18 protein-coding genes are annotated in these 19,833 nt (G+C 45.1%); 13 read left to right on the top strand and 5 right to left on the bottom strand.

What is annotated here, in order from left to right; genetic code table 11:
* From A3738_RS12330 to A3738_RS12270, 12 genes are all read left to right on the top strand, one after another.
* Complete coding sequence (locus tag A3738_RS12330) at positions 1-336, top strand: 4a-hydroxytetrahydrobiopterin dehydratase (RefSeq protein ID WP_068500301.1); 336 nt, start codon at positions 1-3, stop codon at positions 334-336.
* Positions 337-384: 48 nt separating this feature from the next.
* Positions 385-1,239, top strand: coding sequence for a formyltetrahydrofolate deformylase (purU, locus tag A3738_RS12325; RefSeq protein WP_068477017.1), 855 nt, complete (start codon positions 385-387; stop codon positions 1,237-1,239).
* 276 nt (positions 1,240-1,515) lie between these two features.
* On the top strand, positions 1,516-4,149 hold the full coding sequence (gene gyrA, locus A3738_RS12315) for a DNA gyrase subunit A (RefSeq protein ID WP_068501936.1): 2,634 nt from the start codon (positions 1,516-1,518) through the stop codon (positions 4,147-4,149).
* An 11-nt stretch (positions 4,150-4,160) separates the two neighbouring features.
* Positions 4,161-5,258 carry a prephenate dehydratase gene (gene pheA, locus A3738_RS12310; protein ID WP_068477011.1) on the top strand — a complete coding sequence of 366 codons (1,098 nt, stop codon included), beginning with the start codon at positions 4,161-4,163 and terminating at the stop codon, positions 5,256-5,258.
* 31 nt (positions 5,259-5,289) lie between these two features.
* Positions 5,290-6,411 (top strand): histidinol-phosphate transaminase, encoded by a 1,122-nt coding sequence (gene hisC, locus A3738_RS12305; RefSeq protein WP_068502374.1) that lies wholly within the window; start codon positions 5,290-5,292, stop codon positions 6,409-6,411.
* Positions 6,404-8,650: a bifunctional prephenate dehydrogenase/3-phosphoshikimate 1-carboxyvinyltransferase gene (locus A3738_RS12300; protein WP_369819800.1), complete on the top strand. Its 2,247-nt coding sequence runs from the start codon at positions 6,404-6,406 to the stop codon at positions 8,648-8,650. The genes hisC and A3738_RS12300 overlap by 8 nt, the downstream gene beginning before the upstream one ends.
* On the top strand, positions 8,650-9,333 hold the full coding sequence (cmk, locus tag A3738_RS12295; RefSeq protein WP_068502372.1) for a (d)CMP kinase: 684 nt from the start codon (positions 8,650-8,652) through the stop codon (positions 9,331-9,333). The genes A3738_RS12300 and cmk overlap by 1 nt, the downstream gene beginning before the upstream one ends.
* Positions 9,334-9,457: 124 nt before the next feature.
* Positions 9,458-11,134, top strand: coding sequence for a 30S ribosomal protein S1 (gene rpsA, locus A3738_RS12290; RefSeq protein ID WP_068477005.1), 1,677 nt, complete (start codon positions 9,458-9,460; stop codon positions 11,132-11,134).
* Between the two features lie 104 nt (positions 11,135-11,238).
* Positions 11,239-11,535 carry an integration host factor subunit beta gene (locus A3738_RS12285; protein WP_068477003.1) on the top strand — a complete coding sequence of 99 codons (297 nt, stop codon included), beginning with the start codon at positions 11,239-11,241 and terminating at the stop codon, positions 11,533-11,535.
* Positions 11,536-11,552: 17 nt separating this feature from the next.
* Positions 11,553-11,816: a LapA family protein gene (locus A3738_RS12280; RefSeq protein ID WP_068477001.1), complete on the top strand. Its 264-nt coding sequence runs from the start codon at positions 11,553-11,555 to the stop codon at positions 11,814-11,816.
* Between the two features lie 163 nt (positions 11,817-11,979).
* Positions 11,980-12,687 (top strand): orotidine-5'-phosphate decarboxylase, encoded by a 708-nt coding sequence (gene pyrF, locus A3738_RS12275; RefSeq protein ID WP_068476999.1) that lies wholly within the window; start codon positions 11,980-11,982, stop codon positions 12,685-12,687.
* A 5-nt stretch (positions 12,688-12,692) separates the two neighbouring features.
* Positions 12,693-13,172 (top strand): GNAT family N-acetyltransferase, encoded by a 480-nt coding sequence (locus A3738_RS12270; protein WP_068476997.1) that lies wholly within the window; start codon positions 12,693-12,695, stop codon positions 13,170-13,172.
* Positions 13,173-13,175: 3 nt separating this feature from the next.
* Here A3738_RS12270 and A3738_RS12265 read toward each other — a convergent pair whose 3' ends face one another.
* Together A3738_RS12265 and A3738_RS12260 are read right to left on the bottom strand one after the other, a co-directional pair.
* Positions 13,176-13,706, bottom strand: a complete 531-nt coding sequence (locus A3738_RS12265) for a DNA-J related domain-containing protein (protein ID WP_231876638.1) — start codon at positions 13,704-13,706, stop codon at positions 13,176-13,178.
* Positions 13,707-13,809: 103 nt separating this feature from the next.
* A complete protein-coding gene (locus A3738_RS12260) occupies positions 13,810-15,435 on the bottom strand; it encodes an AbgT family transporter (protein WP_068502368.1) in 1,626 nt (541 codons plus the stop codon).
* A 186-nt stretch (positions 15,436-15,621) separates the two neighbouring features.
* On the opposite strand from A3738_RS12260, the gene ttcA reads away from it, so the two are divergent.
* A complete protein-coding gene (gene ttcA, locus A3738_RS12255; RefSeq protein WP_068477149.1) occupies positions 15,622-16,527 on the top strand; it encodes a tRNA 2-thiocytidine(32) synthetase TtcA in 906 nt (301 codons plus the stop codon).
* Between the two features lie 2 nt (positions 16,528-16,529).
* Here ttcA and A3738_RS12250 read toward each other — a convergent pair whose 3' ends face one another.
* From A3738_RS12250 to A3738_RS12240, 3 genes are read right to left on the bottom strand one after another with little or no spacing between them, the layout of a single operon-like run.
* The gene (locus A3738_RS12250; RefSeq protein ID WP_197472427.1) at positions 16,530-17,141 is read right to left on the bottom strand and encodes a sulfite exporter TauE/SafE family protein; all 612 of its coding nucleotides are present in this window, start codon (positions 17,139-17,141) and stop codon (positions 16,530-16,532) included.
* A gap of 32 nt (positions 17,142-17,173) precedes the next feature.
* The gene (gene ccoS / locus A3738_RS12245) at positions 17,174-17,392 is read right to left on the bottom strand and encodes a cbb3-type cytochrome oxidase assembly protein CcoS (RefSeq protein ID WP_068475695.1); all 219 of its coding nucleotides are present in this window, start codon (positions 17,390-17,392) and stop codon (positions 17,174-17,176) included.
* A gap of 28 nt (positions 17,393-17,420) precedes the next feature.
* Complete coding sequence (locus A3738_RS12240; RefSeq protein WP_068502364.1) at positions 17,421-19,832, bottom strand: heavy metal translocating P-type ATPase; 2,412 nt, start codon at positions 19,830-19,832, stop codon at positions 17,421-17,423.
* Position 19,833: the final 1 nt, after the last annotated feature.

Raw genomic sequence — 19,833 nt, 5'->3', positions numbered from 1 at the left:
ATGTTAAGTAAAGAAACTTGTGAGGCGTGTCGTGCAGACGCGCCTCGTCTTTCTGACAATGAGATCAAAGACTTGTTATCTGAAGTTGATGGTTGGGAAGTCATTCATGAAGAGGGGCAAAATCGCCTTCATCGTGTTTTTAAAGTATCAAATTTTGTTAAAGCGCAAGAATTCGCCAATTCGATAGGTGATTATGCTGAGCAGGTTGGGCATCATCCTAGGCTTATTGTGGAGTGGGGGTGTTTAACGGTGACGTGGTGGTCTCACAAAATTGGAGGTCTGCATAGAAATGATTTTATCTGTGCAGCAAGAACGAGCGAGTTGCTTGGTCAATAGTTGCGTTTGCTCTGCTCGGTTTAAGCCGACTGTATTGGAATTGAAGTAATGGAAAGAACCTATCGTTTAGTTGTTTCGTGTCCTGATCGAACCGGGATTGTCGCAAAAGTGAGTAACTTTTTAGCGACATACAATGGTTGGATTACTGAGGCGAGTTATCACGCGGATCAAAAGAACGGTTGGTTCTTTATGCGTAACGAGATTAAGGCAAGTTCTCTGCCTTTTGATCTGGAAGGCTTTAAAGCGGCGTTTGCGCCGATTGCAAATGAGTTTTCGATGAAGTGGTCCGTTGCTGATTCGCATCAAAAGCCGAAAGTTGTTTTGATGGCTTCAAAGGAATCGCATTGTTTGGCTGATCTTCTGCATCGTTGGCATAGTGGTGAGTTGAACATAGATATTGTTGCTGTGATCGCGAACCATGAAGATTTGCGTCGGATGGTTGAATGGCACGAGATTCCATACCACTACGTTCCTGTCACAAAAGAAACAAAACCGCAGGCATTTAAGCAAATCGAAGAGTTGGTCGATTCTTACGAAACGGATTTAGTCGTGCTTGCGCGTTATATGCAGATACTACCTCCAGATTTGTGTGAGCGTTATGAGGGAAGGGTGATTAATATTCACCATAGTTTCTTGCCAAGTTTCGCGGGTGCAAAACCTTATCATCAGGCTTATGATCGTGGTGTGAAGTTGATCGGCGCAACGTGTCATTACGTGACGCAAGATCTCGATGAGGGGCCGATTATTGATCAGGATGTGATTCGTATTAATCACAGTGATACGATCGAAGATATGGTGCGCCTAGGCAAGGATGCAGAGAAGACTGTGTTGGCGCGTGGCTTGCGATTGCATATTGAAGATCGTGTTATCATTCATGAAAACAAAACGGTCGTATTCGCGTAAATTTCAGTTCTAAGGCGCGACTTTCTGTTGCGCTTTCTTCGCTTTCAGATCTTATTCAAAAATAGTGCGTTAACAAGCCCTCTAAAACGCGCTAAATGCTCTCTTTTGTTTTGTGCTTATGGTATAGTGCGTTGATTAATTTTGCGCTAACTTCCAAAATTGCTTTTGGTTTCAGTAAAACGCAAAGAAAGGCAAAGCGCTTCAATTTTTGCCTAATAACGATAAGTGCTCTAAGAGCATTACAAAAACGATCGAAATGAAAGGAATGCACTCCCTATGAGTGATCACGCTAAAGAAATCCTTCCCGTAAATATTGAAGATGAGTTGAAGCAGTCATACCTTGATTACGCGATGAGCGTAATCGTTGGTAGAGCATTGCCAGATGCTCGTGATGGTTTGAAACCTGTTCACCGACGTGTTCTTTTCGCAATGAGTGAATTGAACAACGATTGGAACAAAGCATACAAAAAGTCTGCTCGTGTTGTTGGTGATGTGATCGGTAAATACCACCCACATGGTGATTCTGCGGTCTACGATACAATTGTTCGTATGGCTCAGCCATTTTCTCTTCGTTACACATTGGTAGATGGTCAGGGTAACTTCGGTTCTATCGATGGGGATAATCCAGCTGCGATGCGTTATACGGAAATCCGTATGCAGAAGCTTGCGCATTCTTTGCTTGCTGATCTAGAGAAAGAAACGGTCGATTTTGTTCCTAACTATGATGGCACAGAGCAAATCCCAGAAGTCTTACCGACTCGTGTTCCTAACTTATTGGTGAATGGTTCATCAGGTATTGCGGTTGGTATGGCAACGAACATTCCTCCGCATAATTTGAATGAAGTTGTCAGTGGCTGTTTAGCCTTGTTAGACAATTCAGATATTACGACTGATGAGTTGATGGATTACATTCCTGGTCCAGATTTCCCGACTTCAGCGATTATTAACGGTCGAGCTGGTATTGTTCAGGCATATCAGACTGGTCGCGGTAAAATTTATCTACGCGCGCGTTATGAAGTGGAAACAGACGCGAAAGGTAAAGAGCGCATTGTCGTTACAGAAATTCCTTATCAGGTTAACAAGGCGCGTTTGATTGAGAAAATCGCAGAGCTTGTTAAAGATAAAAAGATCGAAGGGATTACCGAGCTTCGAGATGAGTCAAACAAAGAGGGCATGCGTATTGTTATTGAGTTACGTCGAGGTGAAGTGCCAGATGTAATTATGAATAACTTGTATTCTCAAACTCAGCTTGAGAACGTGTTTGGTATCAACATGGTTGCGCTTGTTGATGGTGAGCCAAAGACGATTAATCTTAAGCAGTCACTTGAGATTTTTGTTAAGCACCGTAGAGAAGTCGTTACCCGTCGTACTGTTTATTTGTTACGTAAAGCGAGAGAGCGTGGCCATATTCTCGAAGGTCTTACCGTCGCGCTTGCGAATATCGATCCAGTAATTGAGCTCATTAAGAAATCTCCAACCTCTGCTGAAGCGAAAGAAGCTTTGCTTGCTCAAGCTTGGGAGCCAGGTGCTGTAGTCGGCATGCTCGAGAAAGCGGGCGTTGATGCGTGTAAGCCTGATGATCTAGGCGAGGAATATGGATTTGTTGACGGTAAGTACCGTCTTTCTCCGACGCAAGCACAAGAAATTCTTAACATGCGCTTGCACCGTCTGACTGGTCTTGAGACAGAAAAACTCATTGCAGAATACAAAGAGATTCTTGAACGCATCACTGAGCTTCTTGGTATCTTAAGCGATCCAGATAAATTGATGGCTGTTATTCGTGAAGAGCTTGAAGCTATCAAAGAAGAGTATGGTGATGAGCGTTGCACAGAAATCATGTCTTCGCGTCGAGACCTAACAGTTGCAGACTTAATTACTGAAGAAGATTTAGTTGTCACTATTTCGCATGCAGGTTATGCGAAAACGCAGAAGCTTGAAGAATATCAGGCGCAGCGTCGTGGTGGGCGCGGTAAGTCTGCTACCACAATGAAAGATGAAGATTTTATTGAGAAACTCGTTGTCGCGAATTCACATGACACGATTTTGTGTTTCTCAAACAAAGGTAAAGTGTATTGGTTGCGTACCTTTGAGATTCCGCAAGCAAGCCGTGGTTCACGTGGCCGGCCAATGGTGAATATTTTGCCGCTTGACGAAGGTGAGCGTATTACGACGTTCCTGTCCGTTAATGAATACGCAGCCGATCATTACGTATTTATGGCGACCGCGAACGGCACCGTGAAGAAAACGCCTCTAGAGAACTTCTCGCGTCCGCGCCCTTCAGGTCTTATCGCTTTAGGTTTGGATGATGGCGATACGTTGATTGGCGCTGCTATCACTAATGGTGAGCGTGACATCATGCTCATGGGTAGTCACGGTAAGATGATCCGTTTCGATGAGAATGATGTGCGTGCGATGGGCAGAACGGCGCGTGGTGTGCGTGGTATTAAGTTGCCAGAAAATCACAGAGTTGTTTCTTTGATTCTTCCTGAGGAAGATGGCTTGTTGTTGGTGGCAAGTGAGAACGGTTACGGCAAGCGCACACGTCTTGATGAATTCTCAGTCATCAATCGTGGTGGTCAGGGTGTCATCGCAATGCAAGTGTCTGATCGAAACGGAAGCTTAGTGTCCGCTGTTCAAACATTTGAAGGCGATGAAATGATGCTGATCAGTGACAAGGGCACTCTCGTTCGATCGCGCACTGAAGAAGTTTCTGTCCTTGGTCGTAATACACAAGGTGTTCGTTTAATTAAACTCACCCAAGAGGGTGAACGCTTAGTGGCTGTAGAGCGTATCGAAGAACCAGAGTCAGAAGAATTAGATGATGAGGGTGTCGAAGAGGGTGCGGTACAAGCTGAATCTTCTGAGAGTGACTCTTCAAGTGATTCAACTGATGGCGATACACTGCAGTAATTGGCTTTGATATGACGAATGAAGCAGAAGCGTTAGGCCGCTTGCGTAAAGATATAGATCGAATTGATAGTGAAATTCATCGTTTGCTGAATGAGCGTGCAAAATGTGCGCAACAGGTTGCTGAAGTAAAGCAAGCTGCTTCAAATGGTGAAGAGGTTCAGTACTATCGTCCTGAGCGTGAGGCGCAAGTTTTACGCTCAGTGATGGAGCGCAATGAAGGCCCTCTCCCTGACGAGGATGTGGCGAAACTATTTCGTGAGGTCATGTCTTGTTGTTTAGCCCTAGAGCGCCCTCTCAAAGTTGCTTACTTAGGCCCAGAAGGTACATTTACGCATGCTGCGGCACTCAAACATTTCGGTCATTTCGTAAAAGCGGAACCGCTTTCAGCTATTGATGAAGTATTCCGAGAAGTAGAGTCGGGGCAAGTGAACTATGGCATCGTGCCAGTTGAAAACTCAACTGAAGGGATTGTTAATCATACTTTAGACAGCTTTATAGACTCACCTTTATTTATTGCAGGTGAGGTAAAGCTTCGCATACACCACAACTTGCTCAGCGGAACTGAAACCAAGCTTGAGAATGTGACCCGCGTTTATGCGCACCAGCAGGCGCTAGCACAATGCAGAAAATGGTTGGATTCGCATTGTCCGCAGGTTGAGCGTATTGCTGTATCGAGCAATGGTAAGGCTGCGAAACTAGCCGCTGAGGAGCCTGGAGTTGCTGCCATCGCAAGTGATATGGCGGCAGAGCTCTACGATTTAGATTTCCTAGCAAAAAATGTAGAAGACAGTCCTGATAACACGACACGTTTTCTTATTATCGGTTCTGAGGTCGTGCCTGCGAGCGGCGAAGATAAAACATCAATTATGGTTTCAGTGAAAGATAAGCCGGGTGCTTTGTATCACGTCTTGGAGCCATTTCAGCGTCACGGCGTGAATATGAATCGCTTAGAGTCTCGGCCCTCTAATAGTAGTACTTGGGCTTACGTTTTCTATATCGATTTTGATGGTCATTTTGATGATGAGAATGTTCAGGCGGTGATCAAAGATATTTCGCCAGATGCCGTCGACATTAAGCATCTTGGTTCCTATCCCGTTGGCGTTTTGTAACGCGTATTTATAGATTTAAAAGGGTTTTCTAATGGGCGATTTAACGCGTTCTTCTTGTGATTTTGTGTCTTTGGCGACTCAAGGTGCCCGAGGCTTACATCCTTATCAACCGGGCAAACCAAGCGATGAGTTGGAGCGAGAGTTAGGCATCTCGAATATCGTAAAGCTCGCAAGTAATGAAAACCCGCTTGGCCCTAGCCCAATTGCTTTAGAAGAAATCCGCAACGAGCTTTCTCAATTGACGCGCTACCCTGATGGTAATGGCTTTAAACTAAAAGAAGCGCTTGCATCGCGTTTAAAAGTTCAGTCATCGCAACTTACCCTGGGGAATGGGTCTAACGATATTCTTGACTTAATTGCGCGAGCTTATGCCGAACTAGGGCGTGAGGTGGTTTTTTCGCAATATGCATTCGCGGTTTATCCCATTGCGACGCAAGCAGTTAATGCAACTGCCGTTGTAACGCCGGCACTGAATTGGGGGCATGATCTATCTGCAATGCTTTCGGCAATTACCGATCGCACATCCCTTATTTTTATTGCCAATCCAAACAATCCAACCGGAACGGTGTTGAGTAAAGCTGAAGTTGTAGAGTTTTTGTCTCAAGTGCCAGAAAGCGTGATCGTGGTGTTGGACGAAGCGTATATTGAATACAGTACCGATCCCGATTTTCCTAATGGGGTTTCATTGCTGTCTGATTTTCCGAATTTGATTGTCACGAGAACGTTTTCAAAGGCATGGGGGCTCGCTTCGTTGCGCGTTGGTTATGCGATTTCAAATGAAGAAATTGCGGATGTGCTGAATCGAGTTCGTCATCCATTTAATGTGAATAGTCTCGCGCTTGCTGCGGCTCTCGGTTCATTGAGAGACGAAGACTATTTAAAGAAAAGCATCACGACAAATGAACATGGTATGAAGCAGTTGACCGATGCATTTGATCGACTGGACTACGAATATATTCCATCGAAAGGCAATTTCGTGTGCTTTGATACGAAAGGTTCTGGAATGGAAGTGTACGAAGCTATGTTGCAGCAGGGTGTTATTGTGCGTCCTGTAGCGAATTATGGAATGCCAAATCACCTTCGTGTATCAATCGGTCTTCCTGAAGAAAACGCTCGTTTTATTGAAGTTTTGGAGTCGCTTAGTCATGGCTAGCGATTCGCTAAGTTTAGCGATGCAAGAATTAAAAGGGCTCACCGTTTCGGTTGTTGGGCTTGGTCTAATTGGCGGTTCTTTAACAAAGTGCTTGAGGGAGCAAGGCGTTGTCTCGAAGACGGTCGGGTATACGCTTGATTCAAATCACGCAAAGCTCGGTATTGAATTAGGTGCTGTGGATGTAGCTGCTGAAACAATTGCTGAAGCAGTTTCTGGCGCAGATATCATTGTGTTGGCAGTTCCAGTTCAAGCATTTGAGAGTGTGCTGCAAGAGGTTAAACCATTCATCAAGCCCGGTGCTGTACTGACCGATGTAGGAAGTGTTAAGGGTAACTTTGTTTCTGCAGTCGAGTCGGTGTTCGGCGATGTGCCAGAGTTTGTTGTTCCTGGTCACCCGATTGCTGGATCAGAAAAGAGTGGAGTTACTGCCGCAAATAGTTCGCTCTACCAAAATCATAAAGTGATTCTTACTCCCTTAACGCATACTGATGAGCGAGCATTATCCTTAGTTGACGCGATGTGGAGCGCTTGTGGTGCTAATGTGCTGCAAATGTCGGTTGAAAAGCATGACGAGGTCTTGGCGGCAACGAGTCATCTTCCTCATTTGATCGCATTCTCATTGGTTGATACCTTGGCGGGAAATCCTGATAACGAGGATATTTTCCGCTATGCTGCTGGTGGTTTTCGGGATTTCACGCGCATCGCTGCAAGTGACCCTAGAATGTGGCACGACATATTTCTTGCAAATAAAGAAGCCGTTCTAAATGTATTGGATCGCTTCTCTGTAGACTTGCAAAAACTACGCACTGCGGTCGCTGATGACCAAAGCCAAGAAATGCTTGGTGTATTTACGCGCGCTCGAGCGGCGCGAGAACATTTTTCTAAAGTCTTATCTGGACAATCCTACGTAAACGCTATGAATACAAATAATGTAATTTTTAATGCTGGCGCAGGCAGCGCTTTATCTGGTGCTATTCGTGTTGCCGGTGATAAATCTATTTCGCATCGATCTATTATGCTCGGAGCGCTTGCAGAAGGTGTCACGGAGGTCGAAGGATTTTTAGAAGGTGAAGATAGTCTTGCAACGCTTCAGGCTTTTCGTGATATGGGTGTTGTCATTGAAGGGCCGAACAACGGGCGAGTTAAGATTCATGGTGTCGGCTTGAATGGGTTACAAGCGCCTCCGGGGCCGATCTATTTAGGTAACTCGGGTACGGGCATGCGTTTGTTCGCTGGTTTGCTCGCGGGACAAAGTTTCGATACCGAGCTTGCTGGTGATGAGTCGCTGACAAAGCGTCCGATGGAGCGTGTAGCGAAGCCCTTACGTGAAATGGGCGCTGTTATTGAAACAGCTGAAGGTGGGCGTCCGCCAATGCTTATCAAGGGCGGGCAAGCGCTGTCGGGTATGCATTACGACATGCCGATGGCTAGTGCTCAGGTGAAATCATGTTTACTGCTTGCAGGTATGTATGCTGAGGGCGATACAAGTGTGACTGAGCCTGCGCCAACTCGCGATCATACTGAACGTATGTTGAATGGCTTTGGTTATTCTGTTGAGCGTGATGGTGCGACCGCGAAGCTTTCAGGTGGCGATTCAATGCAGGCCGGTAAAATTGATGTTCCAGCGGATATCTCTTCAGCAGCCTTTTTTATGGTAGCGGCCTCTATTGCTGAAGGGTCAGACCTTACGCTTGAGCACGTTGGTCTCAACCCGACTCGCGTGGGTGTTATCAATATTCTTCGTCAAATGGGTGCGGATATTACCGTCTCTAACGAAAAGACCGTTGGTGGTGAGCCCGTTGGCGATATTCGTATTAAATCGGCTCCACTAAAGGGTATTAAAATTCCTGAAGATCAGGTGCCTTTGGCGATCGATGAATTTCCAGTTCTTTTTATCGCCGCAGTATGCGCAGAAGGCGAGACTGTGTTAAGTGGAGCTGAAGAGCTTCGCGTTAAGGAAAGCGACCGAATTCAAGTAATGGCTGATGGCTTAGCGCAGCTTGGCGTGCGTACTGAAGTAAAGCCAGATGGTATTGTGATTCAAGGTGCTAAGATGCATGGAGGTACGGTGCACTCGCATGGCGATCACCGCATCGCAATGGCGTTTTCTGTTGCAGCATTGCGTGCTGAAGGTGAAATCGTAATTAATGATTGCGCTAATGTAGCGACGTCTTTCCCTAACTTTGTTGAATTAGCAAATCGTGTAGGGATGAATGTGAAGGTAAACGGAGACGCGTAATGGCGCCAAATTCACAAGCTCCAGTTCTTTGTATAGATGGACCAAGCGGTTCTGGTAAAGGGACGATTACACAGTTAATTGCGACTAAGTTAGGTTGGTCGATTCTCGATAGTGGGGCTTTGTATCGTTTAACCGCCATTGCGGCGCTACGTCAAAATGTCGCTTTAGATGACGAGTCAAGTTTGGCCGCAGTCGCGGCAGGTCTTGATTGTTCTTTTGAAAGTTCAAAGCCGGGCGAGCCGGTTCGTGTAATGCTTGCAGGAGAGGATGTGACGAGTGAATTACGTCTTGAGACCACGGGCGATAATGCTTCAAAAGTGGCGGTTCTCCCTGAAGTGCGTGCAGCGTTATTGCAGCGCCAGCGCGATTTTCAGCAGCTTCCTGGTCTGGTAGCTGATGGACGAGATATGGGAACAGTTGTTTTTCCTAACTCTCAATTCAAAATATTCTTAACCGCTTCTGCTCAAGCCAGAGCAGAGCGTCGTTTCCAACAGTTGAAGGCACAGGGTGAAGATGTTAGAATCGCGACCCTTTTGCAAGAGATCGAAGCGCGTGATGCGCGTGATATGGGTCGTAAAGCCGCGCCGTTAAAGGCCGCAGACGATGCTGTCACGATCGACACGACCGAATATTCGATCGAGCAAGTGTTGGAAAAAGTCCTTTTATTGGTCAATCCAAAGTAAGATTTTTCCTCTAAAAATAGTTTTAATGCTTATGGCAATGAAAAACCGGCCAGAGGTTTGTCATGAGCGTATGTAAATAGACCGTATTAACTGGTGGTACGGAGAATCATATACAGGAAATGTAATGAGCGAGAGCTTTGCAGATTTATTTGAAGAGAGCCTAAAAGAGATCGATATGACCCCAGGGTCGATCGTTAAAGGCGTGGTTGTAGACATCGATAGCGATTGGGTTACAGTTAACGCAGGCTTGAAATCAGAGGGCGTTATCCCTCTTTCACAGTTCGTAAACGAAGCTGGTGAAGTTGAACTAGCAGTTGGTGACACTGTTGACGTAGCACTTGATGCTGTAGAAAACGGCTTTGGCGAAACGCAACTTTCACGTGAGAAAGCGAAGCGTGCTGAAGCATGGAAAGATCTTGAGAAAGCATTCGAAGCTGAAGAGATCGTTAAAGGTATCATCAACGGTAAAGTTAAAGGCGGCTTTACTGTTGACCTTAAATCTGTTCGTGCATTCCTACCTGGTTCTCTAGTTGACGTTCGTCCAGTTCGTGACACATTGCACCTTGAAGGCAAAGAGCTTGAGTTTAAAGTTATCAAGCTTGACCAAAAGCGTAACAACGTTGTTGTTTCTCGCCGTGCAGTACTTGAAGCTGAAAATTCAGCAGAGCGTGATGCTCTTCTTGAGTCAATGGCTGAAGGTATGGAAGTTAAAGGTATCGTTAAGAACCTTACAGACTACGGTGCGTTCGTAGATCTTGGTGGTGTTGACGGTCTTCTTCACATTACAGATATGGCTTGGAAGCGCATTAAGCACCCGAGCGAGATTGTAAATGTTGGTGACGAAATCAACGTTAAAGTTCTTAAGTTCGACCGTGAGCGCAACCGTGTTTCTCTAGGTCTTAAGCAGTTGGGTGAAGATCCATGGGTATCAATCAAAGAGCGCTATCCAGAGAACACTCGTGTTACTGCACGTGTTACTAACCTTACTGATTACGGCTGCTTCGCAGAAATCGAAGAAGGTGTTGAAGGTCTTGTTCACGTTTCAGAAATGGATTGGACTAACAAGAACATTCACCCATCTAAAGTTGTTCAATTGGGCGACGAAGTTGAGGTTATGGTTCTTGATATCGACGAAGAGCGTCGTCGTATCTCTCTAGGTATCAAACAGTGCCACGCTAACCCATGGGAAGAGTTCTCAGGTAACTTCAACAAGGGTGATAAGATCAGCGGTAAGATCAAGTCTATCACTGATTTCGGTATCTTCATCGGTCTTGACGGTGGTATCGACGGTCTAGTTCACTTGTCAGATATCTCTTGGCAGGAACAAGGCGAAGAAGCTGTTCGTAACTACAAGAAAGGCGACGAAATCGAAACTGTTATCCTTTCTGTAGACCCAGAGCGTGAGCGTATCTCTCTTGGTGTTAAGCAGCTTGATAGCGATCCATTCGCAGAATACGTTCAAGCGAACGACAAAGGCACTATCGTTACAGGTACTGTTAAGTCTGTAGACGCGAAAGCAGCAGTTGTAGAACTTGCAGCAGACGTTGAAGCAACTTTGAAAGCATCTGAAATGAGCCAAGATCGTGTTGAAGATTTGACGACTCAGCTTAAAGAAGGCGACGAAGTAGAAGCGAAAATTATTAACGTTGATCGTAAGAATCGCGTGATCAACTTGTCTGTTAAGTCGAAAGACATTGACGATGAGAAGCAAGCGATGAAAGAAGTTCGTGAGAAGCAGATTGAATCAGCTGGTCCAACTACGATCGGTGATTTGATCAAAGAGCAGATGCAAAACCAGTAACTGCTTGTTAAATAATATAAAAAACGGGCCTTGTGCCCGTTTTTTTTTGTTTTTTGTTTTTCCTTGTCTAAACTGAGAATGACGTTGTTTATTAAGGAAAATCAATGACTAAGTCGGAATTGGTAGAAATTATCGCCGCAAAGCAAACTCAGTTGTCTGTCAAGGATGTAGAGTTAGCGGTAAAAACAATAATAGATTTGATGTCCGAGACGCTCGCAGAAGGGCAGCGTATTGAAATTCGTGGCTTTGGTAGCTTTTCGCTTCACTATCGTTCTCCACGCGTTGGCAGAAACCCGAAAACTGGTGAGTCCGTTACGCTTGAAGCAAAGCATGTTCCGCATTTTAAGCCTGGTAAAGAGCTGCGTGACATCGTAAATGATAGCCTTAAGCATGGTTATTAAAGGTCGAGCTACGCATCATGTCTAAGCTAGTTTTGCTCATTGAAGTAATATTGCTCGCGGCACTCGTCGCTTTAGGTGTTGCGTTTGCCTTATCTAATAGTGAACGCTTGAGCGTCGATTACTTGATAGGCAATATCGATGTCAGTGCTGGTGTTGCACTGCTAATTATGTTTTCCCTTGGTGGCGTGTTTGGGTATCTCGTGAGATTACCAAGTAACATTGCAATCAAGAGCAGATTGCTAAAGGTTGAACGCGAGCTTCAACGCACTAAGCAGGCTTAAAACTGAGTTTTATTTTTCTTAGAACGCTTATTTATTGTCGAAGTTTTTGATCTTCGATAGACTTCCTCCCGCCCAATTTTCGTTTTATCACCCTGTCACTTTCTAGCGGTTATAATCCTCTCGATATCAATGACAGTTCAATATTTTCTATAGTGTGTTTTTTATGACTAATGCAAATGTAAGTTCGCCTATCTTGGTCGCTCTTGATTTTCCTTCAAAAGAGTCTGCGATTGAATTGGCGCAGCAGCTAGACCCAAAACTATGTCGTGTGAAGGTTGGGAAAGAGTTGTATACCCGATGCGGTCCGCAAGTGGTTGAAGACTTACATCGTCTAGGCTTTGATGTATTTTTAGATTTGAAGTTTCATGATATTCCAAATACCACGGCTCAAGCGGTTGGAGTTGCGGCAGATATGGGCGTATGGATGGTAAATGTGCATGCGAGCGGTGGCCAAAGAATGATGGAAGCATGCGCTGAGAAGTTGAGTGCCTATTCAAGTCGCCCCTTATTGATTGGCGTGACTGTACTGACAAGTATGGAGCAAGCGGATCTTGCCGGCGTAGGGATAGATGTTCCGCCGCTAGAGCAGGTTATGCGTTTGGCATCTTTAACGAAAGACTCTGGTCTCGATGGCGTGGTATGTTCATCTCAAGAAGCGAGTCAGTTAAAGCAGTCGTTAGGTTCTGAGTTTAAGTTAGTTACGCCAGGGATTCGTCCTGCAACGGCTGATAAAGGCGATCAGAAGCGTATTATGACTCCTCAGCAAGCGTTAGAAGCGGGCTCTGATTACTTAGTGATAGGTAGGCCTATTACGCAAGCTCAATCGCCATTAGAGGCTTTAGAGAGCATCTTGGCGTCGATTCAGGCGTAATACTAATGGAAGAAATCGTTTACTATCTTGAGATGCATACACCGCCTGCTTATGTAATGACCACTGCAGATAGCGAATATGTATTGGAAGAAGTAAAACATAACCAAGCACCGTTCAATCAATTCCTGTATTCGTTTGTAGGAAAGGCGTGGGATTGGACTGATCGCTTGGTTTGGACAGATCAACAATGGTTTGATTTGGTGAATGACCCAAATCTTCGTACTTGGGTGGCCTATAGAGACGGTGCGATTCTAGGTTACTTTGAGCTGCGCAAAGACGGTAGCAACGTTGAACTATTGTATTTTGGATTAAGTCCTGACTTTATAGGTAAGGGATTTGGGACTGCTTTTCTAGAAGATGCAGTACGACAGGCTTGGTCCTGGGATGGTGTCGAGCGCGTATGGGTTCATACTTGTAATTTCGATCACCCTGCTGCGCTAGACAACTATAAACGCCGTGGGTTCGTTCACTATAAAACGGTGTAAGGCCTAGAGCGTGGTTCTTTTTAAAAGCTCATCTTTTGCTTTGCTGAGCTCTTTGAATTTTTGCTCGTCCCCACCTTTGTCGGGATGCATTGTTTGTGCTTTTTTCTTAAAGGCTCGTTTTATATCGGCGTAGCTTGCGCCGATCTCCAAACCTAATGCTTGATAAGCTTCTTCCGATTGATCAGGGTTATTAAAACGTTGCCAGAAGCCGTTTAGTAATAATGAGATTTCTTCCTTTGTCATATCGAAATAATTATCATGATCAAGATAGTACGTACCTAATAAATCGCTGTTACTTACACTTGTTTCGTTATGAGTGATGTAAGGAAATTTTTGGATATTGATTATTCCAATCTCAAGATGAGCGCTTTTATTTTTGGCCCATTTTGATTTAAGCGAATAAAGTGCGTGACGAATTAAAAAATGCGTTTTGAATAAGCTGAGTGCTTGATTGAGCTCCATATTTGGTAGCTCGAGATCATTGCTGTCTTTGAGGTATTTTATTAGGTCGTATTCTCGCCACTCACTTTTCATCGTGAAAGCTTTTTCGATAGCGGAGGTGACAGAGCTGAAGATATCCATTTCTTCAGCCTAGCTTAGTGCGTTTAGTTTGTCCTGTGCCTAATGATTAAGCTTGCTACATGGTGTAGTAGATTGGCGCGCCAGGTCCAACGGGGAATCCCATAATAAATACCCAGAAGTAGAAGAACAGGCTCCATGCAGTAATAAATACAACTGAGTAGGGGAGCATCATCGATATGAGGGTACCGATTCCGAGGTCTTTTTTGTATTTCTCGGCAACTGCGAGTATTAGCCCGAAGTAGCTCATCATTGGTGTAATAATATTGGTTGTCGAGTCACCGATACGATACGCCGCTTGAATAACCTCTGGTGAATAGCCAACTAACATTAACATCGGGATGAATATAGGCGCCGTGACTGCCCATTGAGCCGATGCTGAACCTAGTGACAGGTTGATTAGCCCGCATACGCCAATAAAGAAGAAGAATAGAATTGGTCCGGTTAAACCTAAGCTTTCTAAGGTCTGTGCACCGAGCACGGCCAAGATCGCGCCTAGATTAGTCCACTTAAAGAAGGCAACGAATTGCGCCGCGAAGAAAACAAGAACGATATATGCGCCCATTGTGTTCATAGCATGATTCATGGCGTGAACGACATCAGTCGAGTTGGTAATCGATTTAACGACCTTGCCGTACACTAAGCCCGCTAAGGCAAAGTAAATGAATATGAATGCTAAGATCGATTTTAAGAATGGAGACCCTGCAACAAGTCCTGTTTCAGGATGGCGTAATATTCCATTTTCTGGAACGATCGTAGAAGCCAAAACGCCCGCAAAGATGAGCGTATAAATACCGACGACTCTCAGACCTTTGCGCTCAATATCGGTTACGGCATGTGAATTCATCTCTTGCTCGAGTTCTTCGACGTGTTCAGGTGATGCATCATCTTTGTTATACAGACCTAGTTGAGGCTCCACGATGTACTCAGTAATCAGCATGCCGAGAATAGAAATGACAACGGTCGAGGCCATCATGAAGTACCAATTGGCCTCAGCCCCAACCGTATAACTCGGGTCAATAAGTTGGGCTGCTTTCTCTGAGATGCCTGATAGAAGTGGGTCAACTGTTCCAATTAAAAGGTTCGCGCTATAGCCGCCTGATACACCCGCAAACGCGGCAGCAAGACCGGCTAGGGGGTGGCGACCAAGAGATGCGAATATCATTGCAGAAAGAGGAATTAATACCACATAACCAAGCTCAGCGGCTGTGTTCGAAACGATGCCAGCTAGTACAACAGCGAACGTCACAAGCTTCTTGGGCGCACCCATTACCAAGTTACGCATTGCTGCCGAAATGACGCCTGATCGCTCTGCTATCCCTACACCTAGCAGGGCAACTAACACGGTTCCGAGTGGGGTGAATCCTGTAAAGTTCTTAACGAGCTGCGTGAGGATTTGCTGAAGACCTTCAATATTGAACAGGCTGACGACTTCAATCATTCCTGAAGGAGACCTACCACGGCTACCCTCGGGCCGTGGATCTAGCACAGCAAGTTCAAAATACCCAGCGACGCCGCTAATAACGATGACTAGAGCGCATAGTATGGCGAACAAAATAACGGGGTGTGGGAGTAAATTTCCAAGGAATTCAACCGTATCGAGAAAGCGTGTGATGAAATTTTTACTACCACTACTTTGATCGTTATTAGGCGTTTGTGGTGATTGGGTATGATCAGTCGACATGGTGCTCCCCCTTAAAATCTTTCCGGAGTATAGCTGTTGTTTTATTTGGTGCTTTTTTAAACAGAAAGGGAGCTGTTTTTTTTGTTTCAAGCTTTACCTTTGCTTACTTACTCGGTCAGTTTTCATTTATACTTCGCGCCGACTGAATCATGTAGCATCGAGTATTTGCTCGTCATCGGAGTAGAAATGAAGTCCTTAGAAGGGTCAGACAAGTACGAATTCAACAAGCTTCAAAAACGCTTGCGTGCCGGAATGGGTAAAGCAATCATTGACTTCAACATGATTGAAGCTGGGGATAGGGTCATGGTCTGTCTGTCCGGAGGAAAAGACAGTTATACAATGCTGACTATTCTGATGAGCTTACAAAAGAGTGCTCCGATTGATTTTGACCTTGTCGCCGTAAATTTGGATCAAAAACAACCGGGTTTTCCAGAACATGTGTTACCTGAATATTTAGAATCCTTAGGTATTGAATACTATGTTGTGGATCGCGACACATATTCTGTTGTGAAGTCTAAGATCCCAGAAGGTAAAACAACCTGTGGTCTATGCTCACGGCTTCGTCGCGGGACCTTGTATTCATTCGCAGAGGACATTAAGGCGACTAAGATTGCATTAGGACACCACAAGGACGATATCGTCGAAACATTATTTTTGAATATGTTTCATGGCTCGAAGTTCTCTGCAATGCCGCCTAAATTGTTGTCTGATGATGGGCGAAATATCGTTATAAGACCTCTGGCCTATTGTCGCGAGAAAGATATTCTTAAATTTGCAGATATTATGGAATATCCGATTATTCCGTGTAATTTGTGTGGCTCTCAAGAAAACTTACAACGTCAGAATATCAAAGCGATGTTGCAAGCTTGGGAGAAGGAGCATCCCTCTCGTATTGAGTCGATATTTAGCTCTTTGCAAAACGTTGCACCGTCACAGCTTGCAGACAGAAATTTATTCGATTTTGAAACGCTCAAAATTGATCGTACCGAAGCGCGTAAACCATATGAATTTGGGGCTGAGCAAACGATTTCTTCCTCGAACCCGAGTCAAGATGAAAGCATCGTACAGGTCATCGAAATTTATCAGCCATGATCTTAAAAACTAGAAACTAACGACCAGGCGCCGAAGCAGATAAGAGTCATGCCAGCACTTTTTCTAAACCACTGACTATTTAAAATCGCAGATAACCGTTGGCCTGCTACCGAGACGCCTAGCATGCTAGGTAAGGTCCCTAAACCAAATGCAAGCATTGTCATTGCTGAGCCAGAGAGCGTTCCTTGGGTGCTCGCGTAAATCAGTCCAGAATATACCAATCCGCATGGTAGCCAGCCCCATACAGCGCCAAGCGCTATCGCTGCCCTATGAGACTGAGGCCGTAAAAATCGACTGCCAATCGGTCTAAGTTTTTGCCATAAAATGGCACCAAGCTTCTCAGTAAAAAGTAGAGCATTGAGCCATCCAGTTAGATATAAGCCCATTAGGATCAGCATGATCGCTGCCGCAATACGCAAAAGCATCAGTGCACCGAGATATTCAGAGAACCAAAATCCTAGCGCACCGACTAGTAAGCCAGCGAAGGTATATGAGCTTAATCGTCCGAGATTATAGCTATAAACATAATTATGCTGGGGGGTATTGAGCCCAAGCGCAGACGCGAGTCCACCGCACATCCCAAAGCAATGGCCTGAACCTAATAGTCCAAGCAAGAATGCACTTAGCAGGATGGTATATTCGATGGCTATACGTCCTTTTCTTGGTTGTGTTGAGGTGCCTTGCTTTGTTGTTTTGGCTTGTCGTCTGGACCAGGAATCATATGCTCATCATCATCAAACAAGATGCTATGGCCAGGGCCTTCAAGGTCATCATACTGTCCATTTTTAATTGCCCAGCCAAATAGCCAGATAGCGATCGTCACAAGTATTAAAGAAACAGGGATGAGTATGTAAAGAATTTCCATAACGATTTATTCAGCACTAAGTGAGATGCTATTTTCGCAGGCGCATAGAGTTAAATACAACAATTAAAGAGCTTAATGACATGCCGAGCGCAGCAAAATAAGGTGGAATGAGGCCGACCACTGCAAGTGGCAGCATGCATAAGTTATAGCCAAGTGCCCAGCAAATATTTTGAATAATGACTGTTCTTGTTCTGCGTGAATACTGGAAAGCGTCAGCCAGTGATACGAGGTGCTCGTTTAACAAAATGGCATCCGCATTGAGCTTAGTTAAGTCACTCGCTCCGCCCATTGCAATAGATAGGTTTGCGCGAGACAAAACGGGAAGATCGTTGATGCCGTCGCCGACCATCGCCACTTTTCTTCCTTCAGATTGCAGCGACTCAACGTAGTTCAGCTTTTGTTCAGGCGATTGCTCAGCTAAGAACGATTCGATACTCAATGTGTCGGCGACATGTTTCACTGAATGATGCTGGTCGCCACTTAAAATATGCACGGTTTTGCCCAGCTTACGCAGCGTTTCAATGCAGGCAGCTGCCTCTTCTCTTAGAGTGTCTTCGAGCTCAAACCGAGCAACTAATGTAGTGCCGTCAGACATAAATACGACAGGTCCATCGTGTTGATGTTGCAGTTCTTGTTTATCGAGCGTAGACGTATTTTGTCCGATAAAGCTAGCGCTGCCCATAAAATAGCGAGAGCCATCAATGATTCCGCTCACGCCTAAACCAACATGATTCTTGGCGTCGATGACTTCTTTGCTTGTCTGCTGAATAAATGCCTTGGCAATTGGGTGGGCGCTTTGGCGCTCAAGCGCGCTTGCAAATATAAGCGCGGTTTCTTTATCCAAGTTAGTGTTAGTGGCAAGCTGAACGTGAGAGATCGATAAACGACCTTCACTGAGTGTCCCTGTTTTATCAAAAATAACATCATTCGCTTGGGACATAGCTTCGAGTGCATGATGCTTGGTAAGCAAGAATCCAAGTCTACGTAATGCTGATGTTGCGCCGGTCAAAGCAGTCGGTGTGGCGAGTGATAAGGCACAAGGGCATGTTACGACGAGGACGGATAGGGTAATTGCAAAGGCTCTGTCAGAATCGATGTTCCACCAATAGACCGCTGTTAAACCGCAGGCGAGCAGTACGAAGGTAACAAAATACGAGGCAAGATTATCAGCAATCGTTTGAGTGCTTGGTTTTGCAGCTTGAGCTTTCCCAATAAGCCTAACGATTGATGATAAGCGGCTTTGTTTCGCGGAGGCGGTTACTCGAATGTCTATGGTGTTATCCATATTTGCGGTACCGGCATGAATAACATCGCCCGTCGCTTTATATATTGGCAAGAATTCGCCTGTTAATGCGGATTCGTCAAACCTGGTAGAGCCGTTTTCGATTAAGCCATCTGCTGCGGCTAATTCGCCCTGTTTAATGCGGATGATATCGCCGACTTGAATACGCTGAGATACCAGGCTTTTTGTACTATCGCCTTCAACCAATGTGGCAGTTTCTGGAAGCAGTTGGTCCATATCTACATCATCATTTAAATAACGATGGCGTGTCTGCATTTCAATGAACCGACCCAGTAAAAGGAAGAACGCAAACATTGAAACAGAATCAAAATATACGTCTGATTCTAAGGTTGGGACGGTAGTAATGGTTGTATAGCTGCTCGCTAAGAACGCAATAATAATCGCAAATGAAACAGGCATGTCCATGCCTAGTTTGCGTGATTTGAGACTGCGAATAGCGGCTCTGTAAAAGGGGAGTGAAGCAAAGGCAACAACTGGCGCGGCCATGAACATGCTGACCCATCGAAATAGCGAAATCAGTTGCGTGTCGAGGTCGTTATACATTCCCAAATAGAGAGGGATAGAGAACATCATGTTCTGCATCGTAGCGATGCCCGCGACAGCGATCCGAAATACAGTGATACGTTTCTCTCTTAAGGCCGCAAGTTTTGCTTCATGATGTCTGTAAGGCTTAGCGTTGTAGCCGAGTTTTCTAGCCTTAATAAGAACTTCACTTAATTGGCAGGGTGTCTCCCACTCAATATAGGCTTTGTGTGTACTGTGGTTTATCGAAAAATTTAGTACACCGTCGATGGCATTAATATCGCGCTCTAATAGCCATATACATGCTGCGCAGGTAATGCCAGAAATACTCAAAGAGGTTTGCAATACACCATCGTGAGCTTGCACAAACTCTTCTTGTAATAGCGGGTCATCATAAAGCTCTAGTTGCTTTAATTCGCTGGGCTTCAATTCTTCAGCTTTGGGGGAGAATTCAGTGCGGTGAGCGTAGAAATTATCGAGACCTTCATGGGAGATCACTTCTGCTACGGCTAAGCAACCATAACAGCAAAAAGGTTCGTTCTTACCTTTGATCTTTAAGGTGGCGGAGAAGCCAGCAGGGACCGCTTCACCGCAGTGAAAACAGGGTGTTGTCATC

It is taken from the genome of Oleiphilus sp. HI0066 (assembly GCF_001635725.1).
This window is presented reverse-complemented; position numbering and strand designations above follow the sequence as displayed.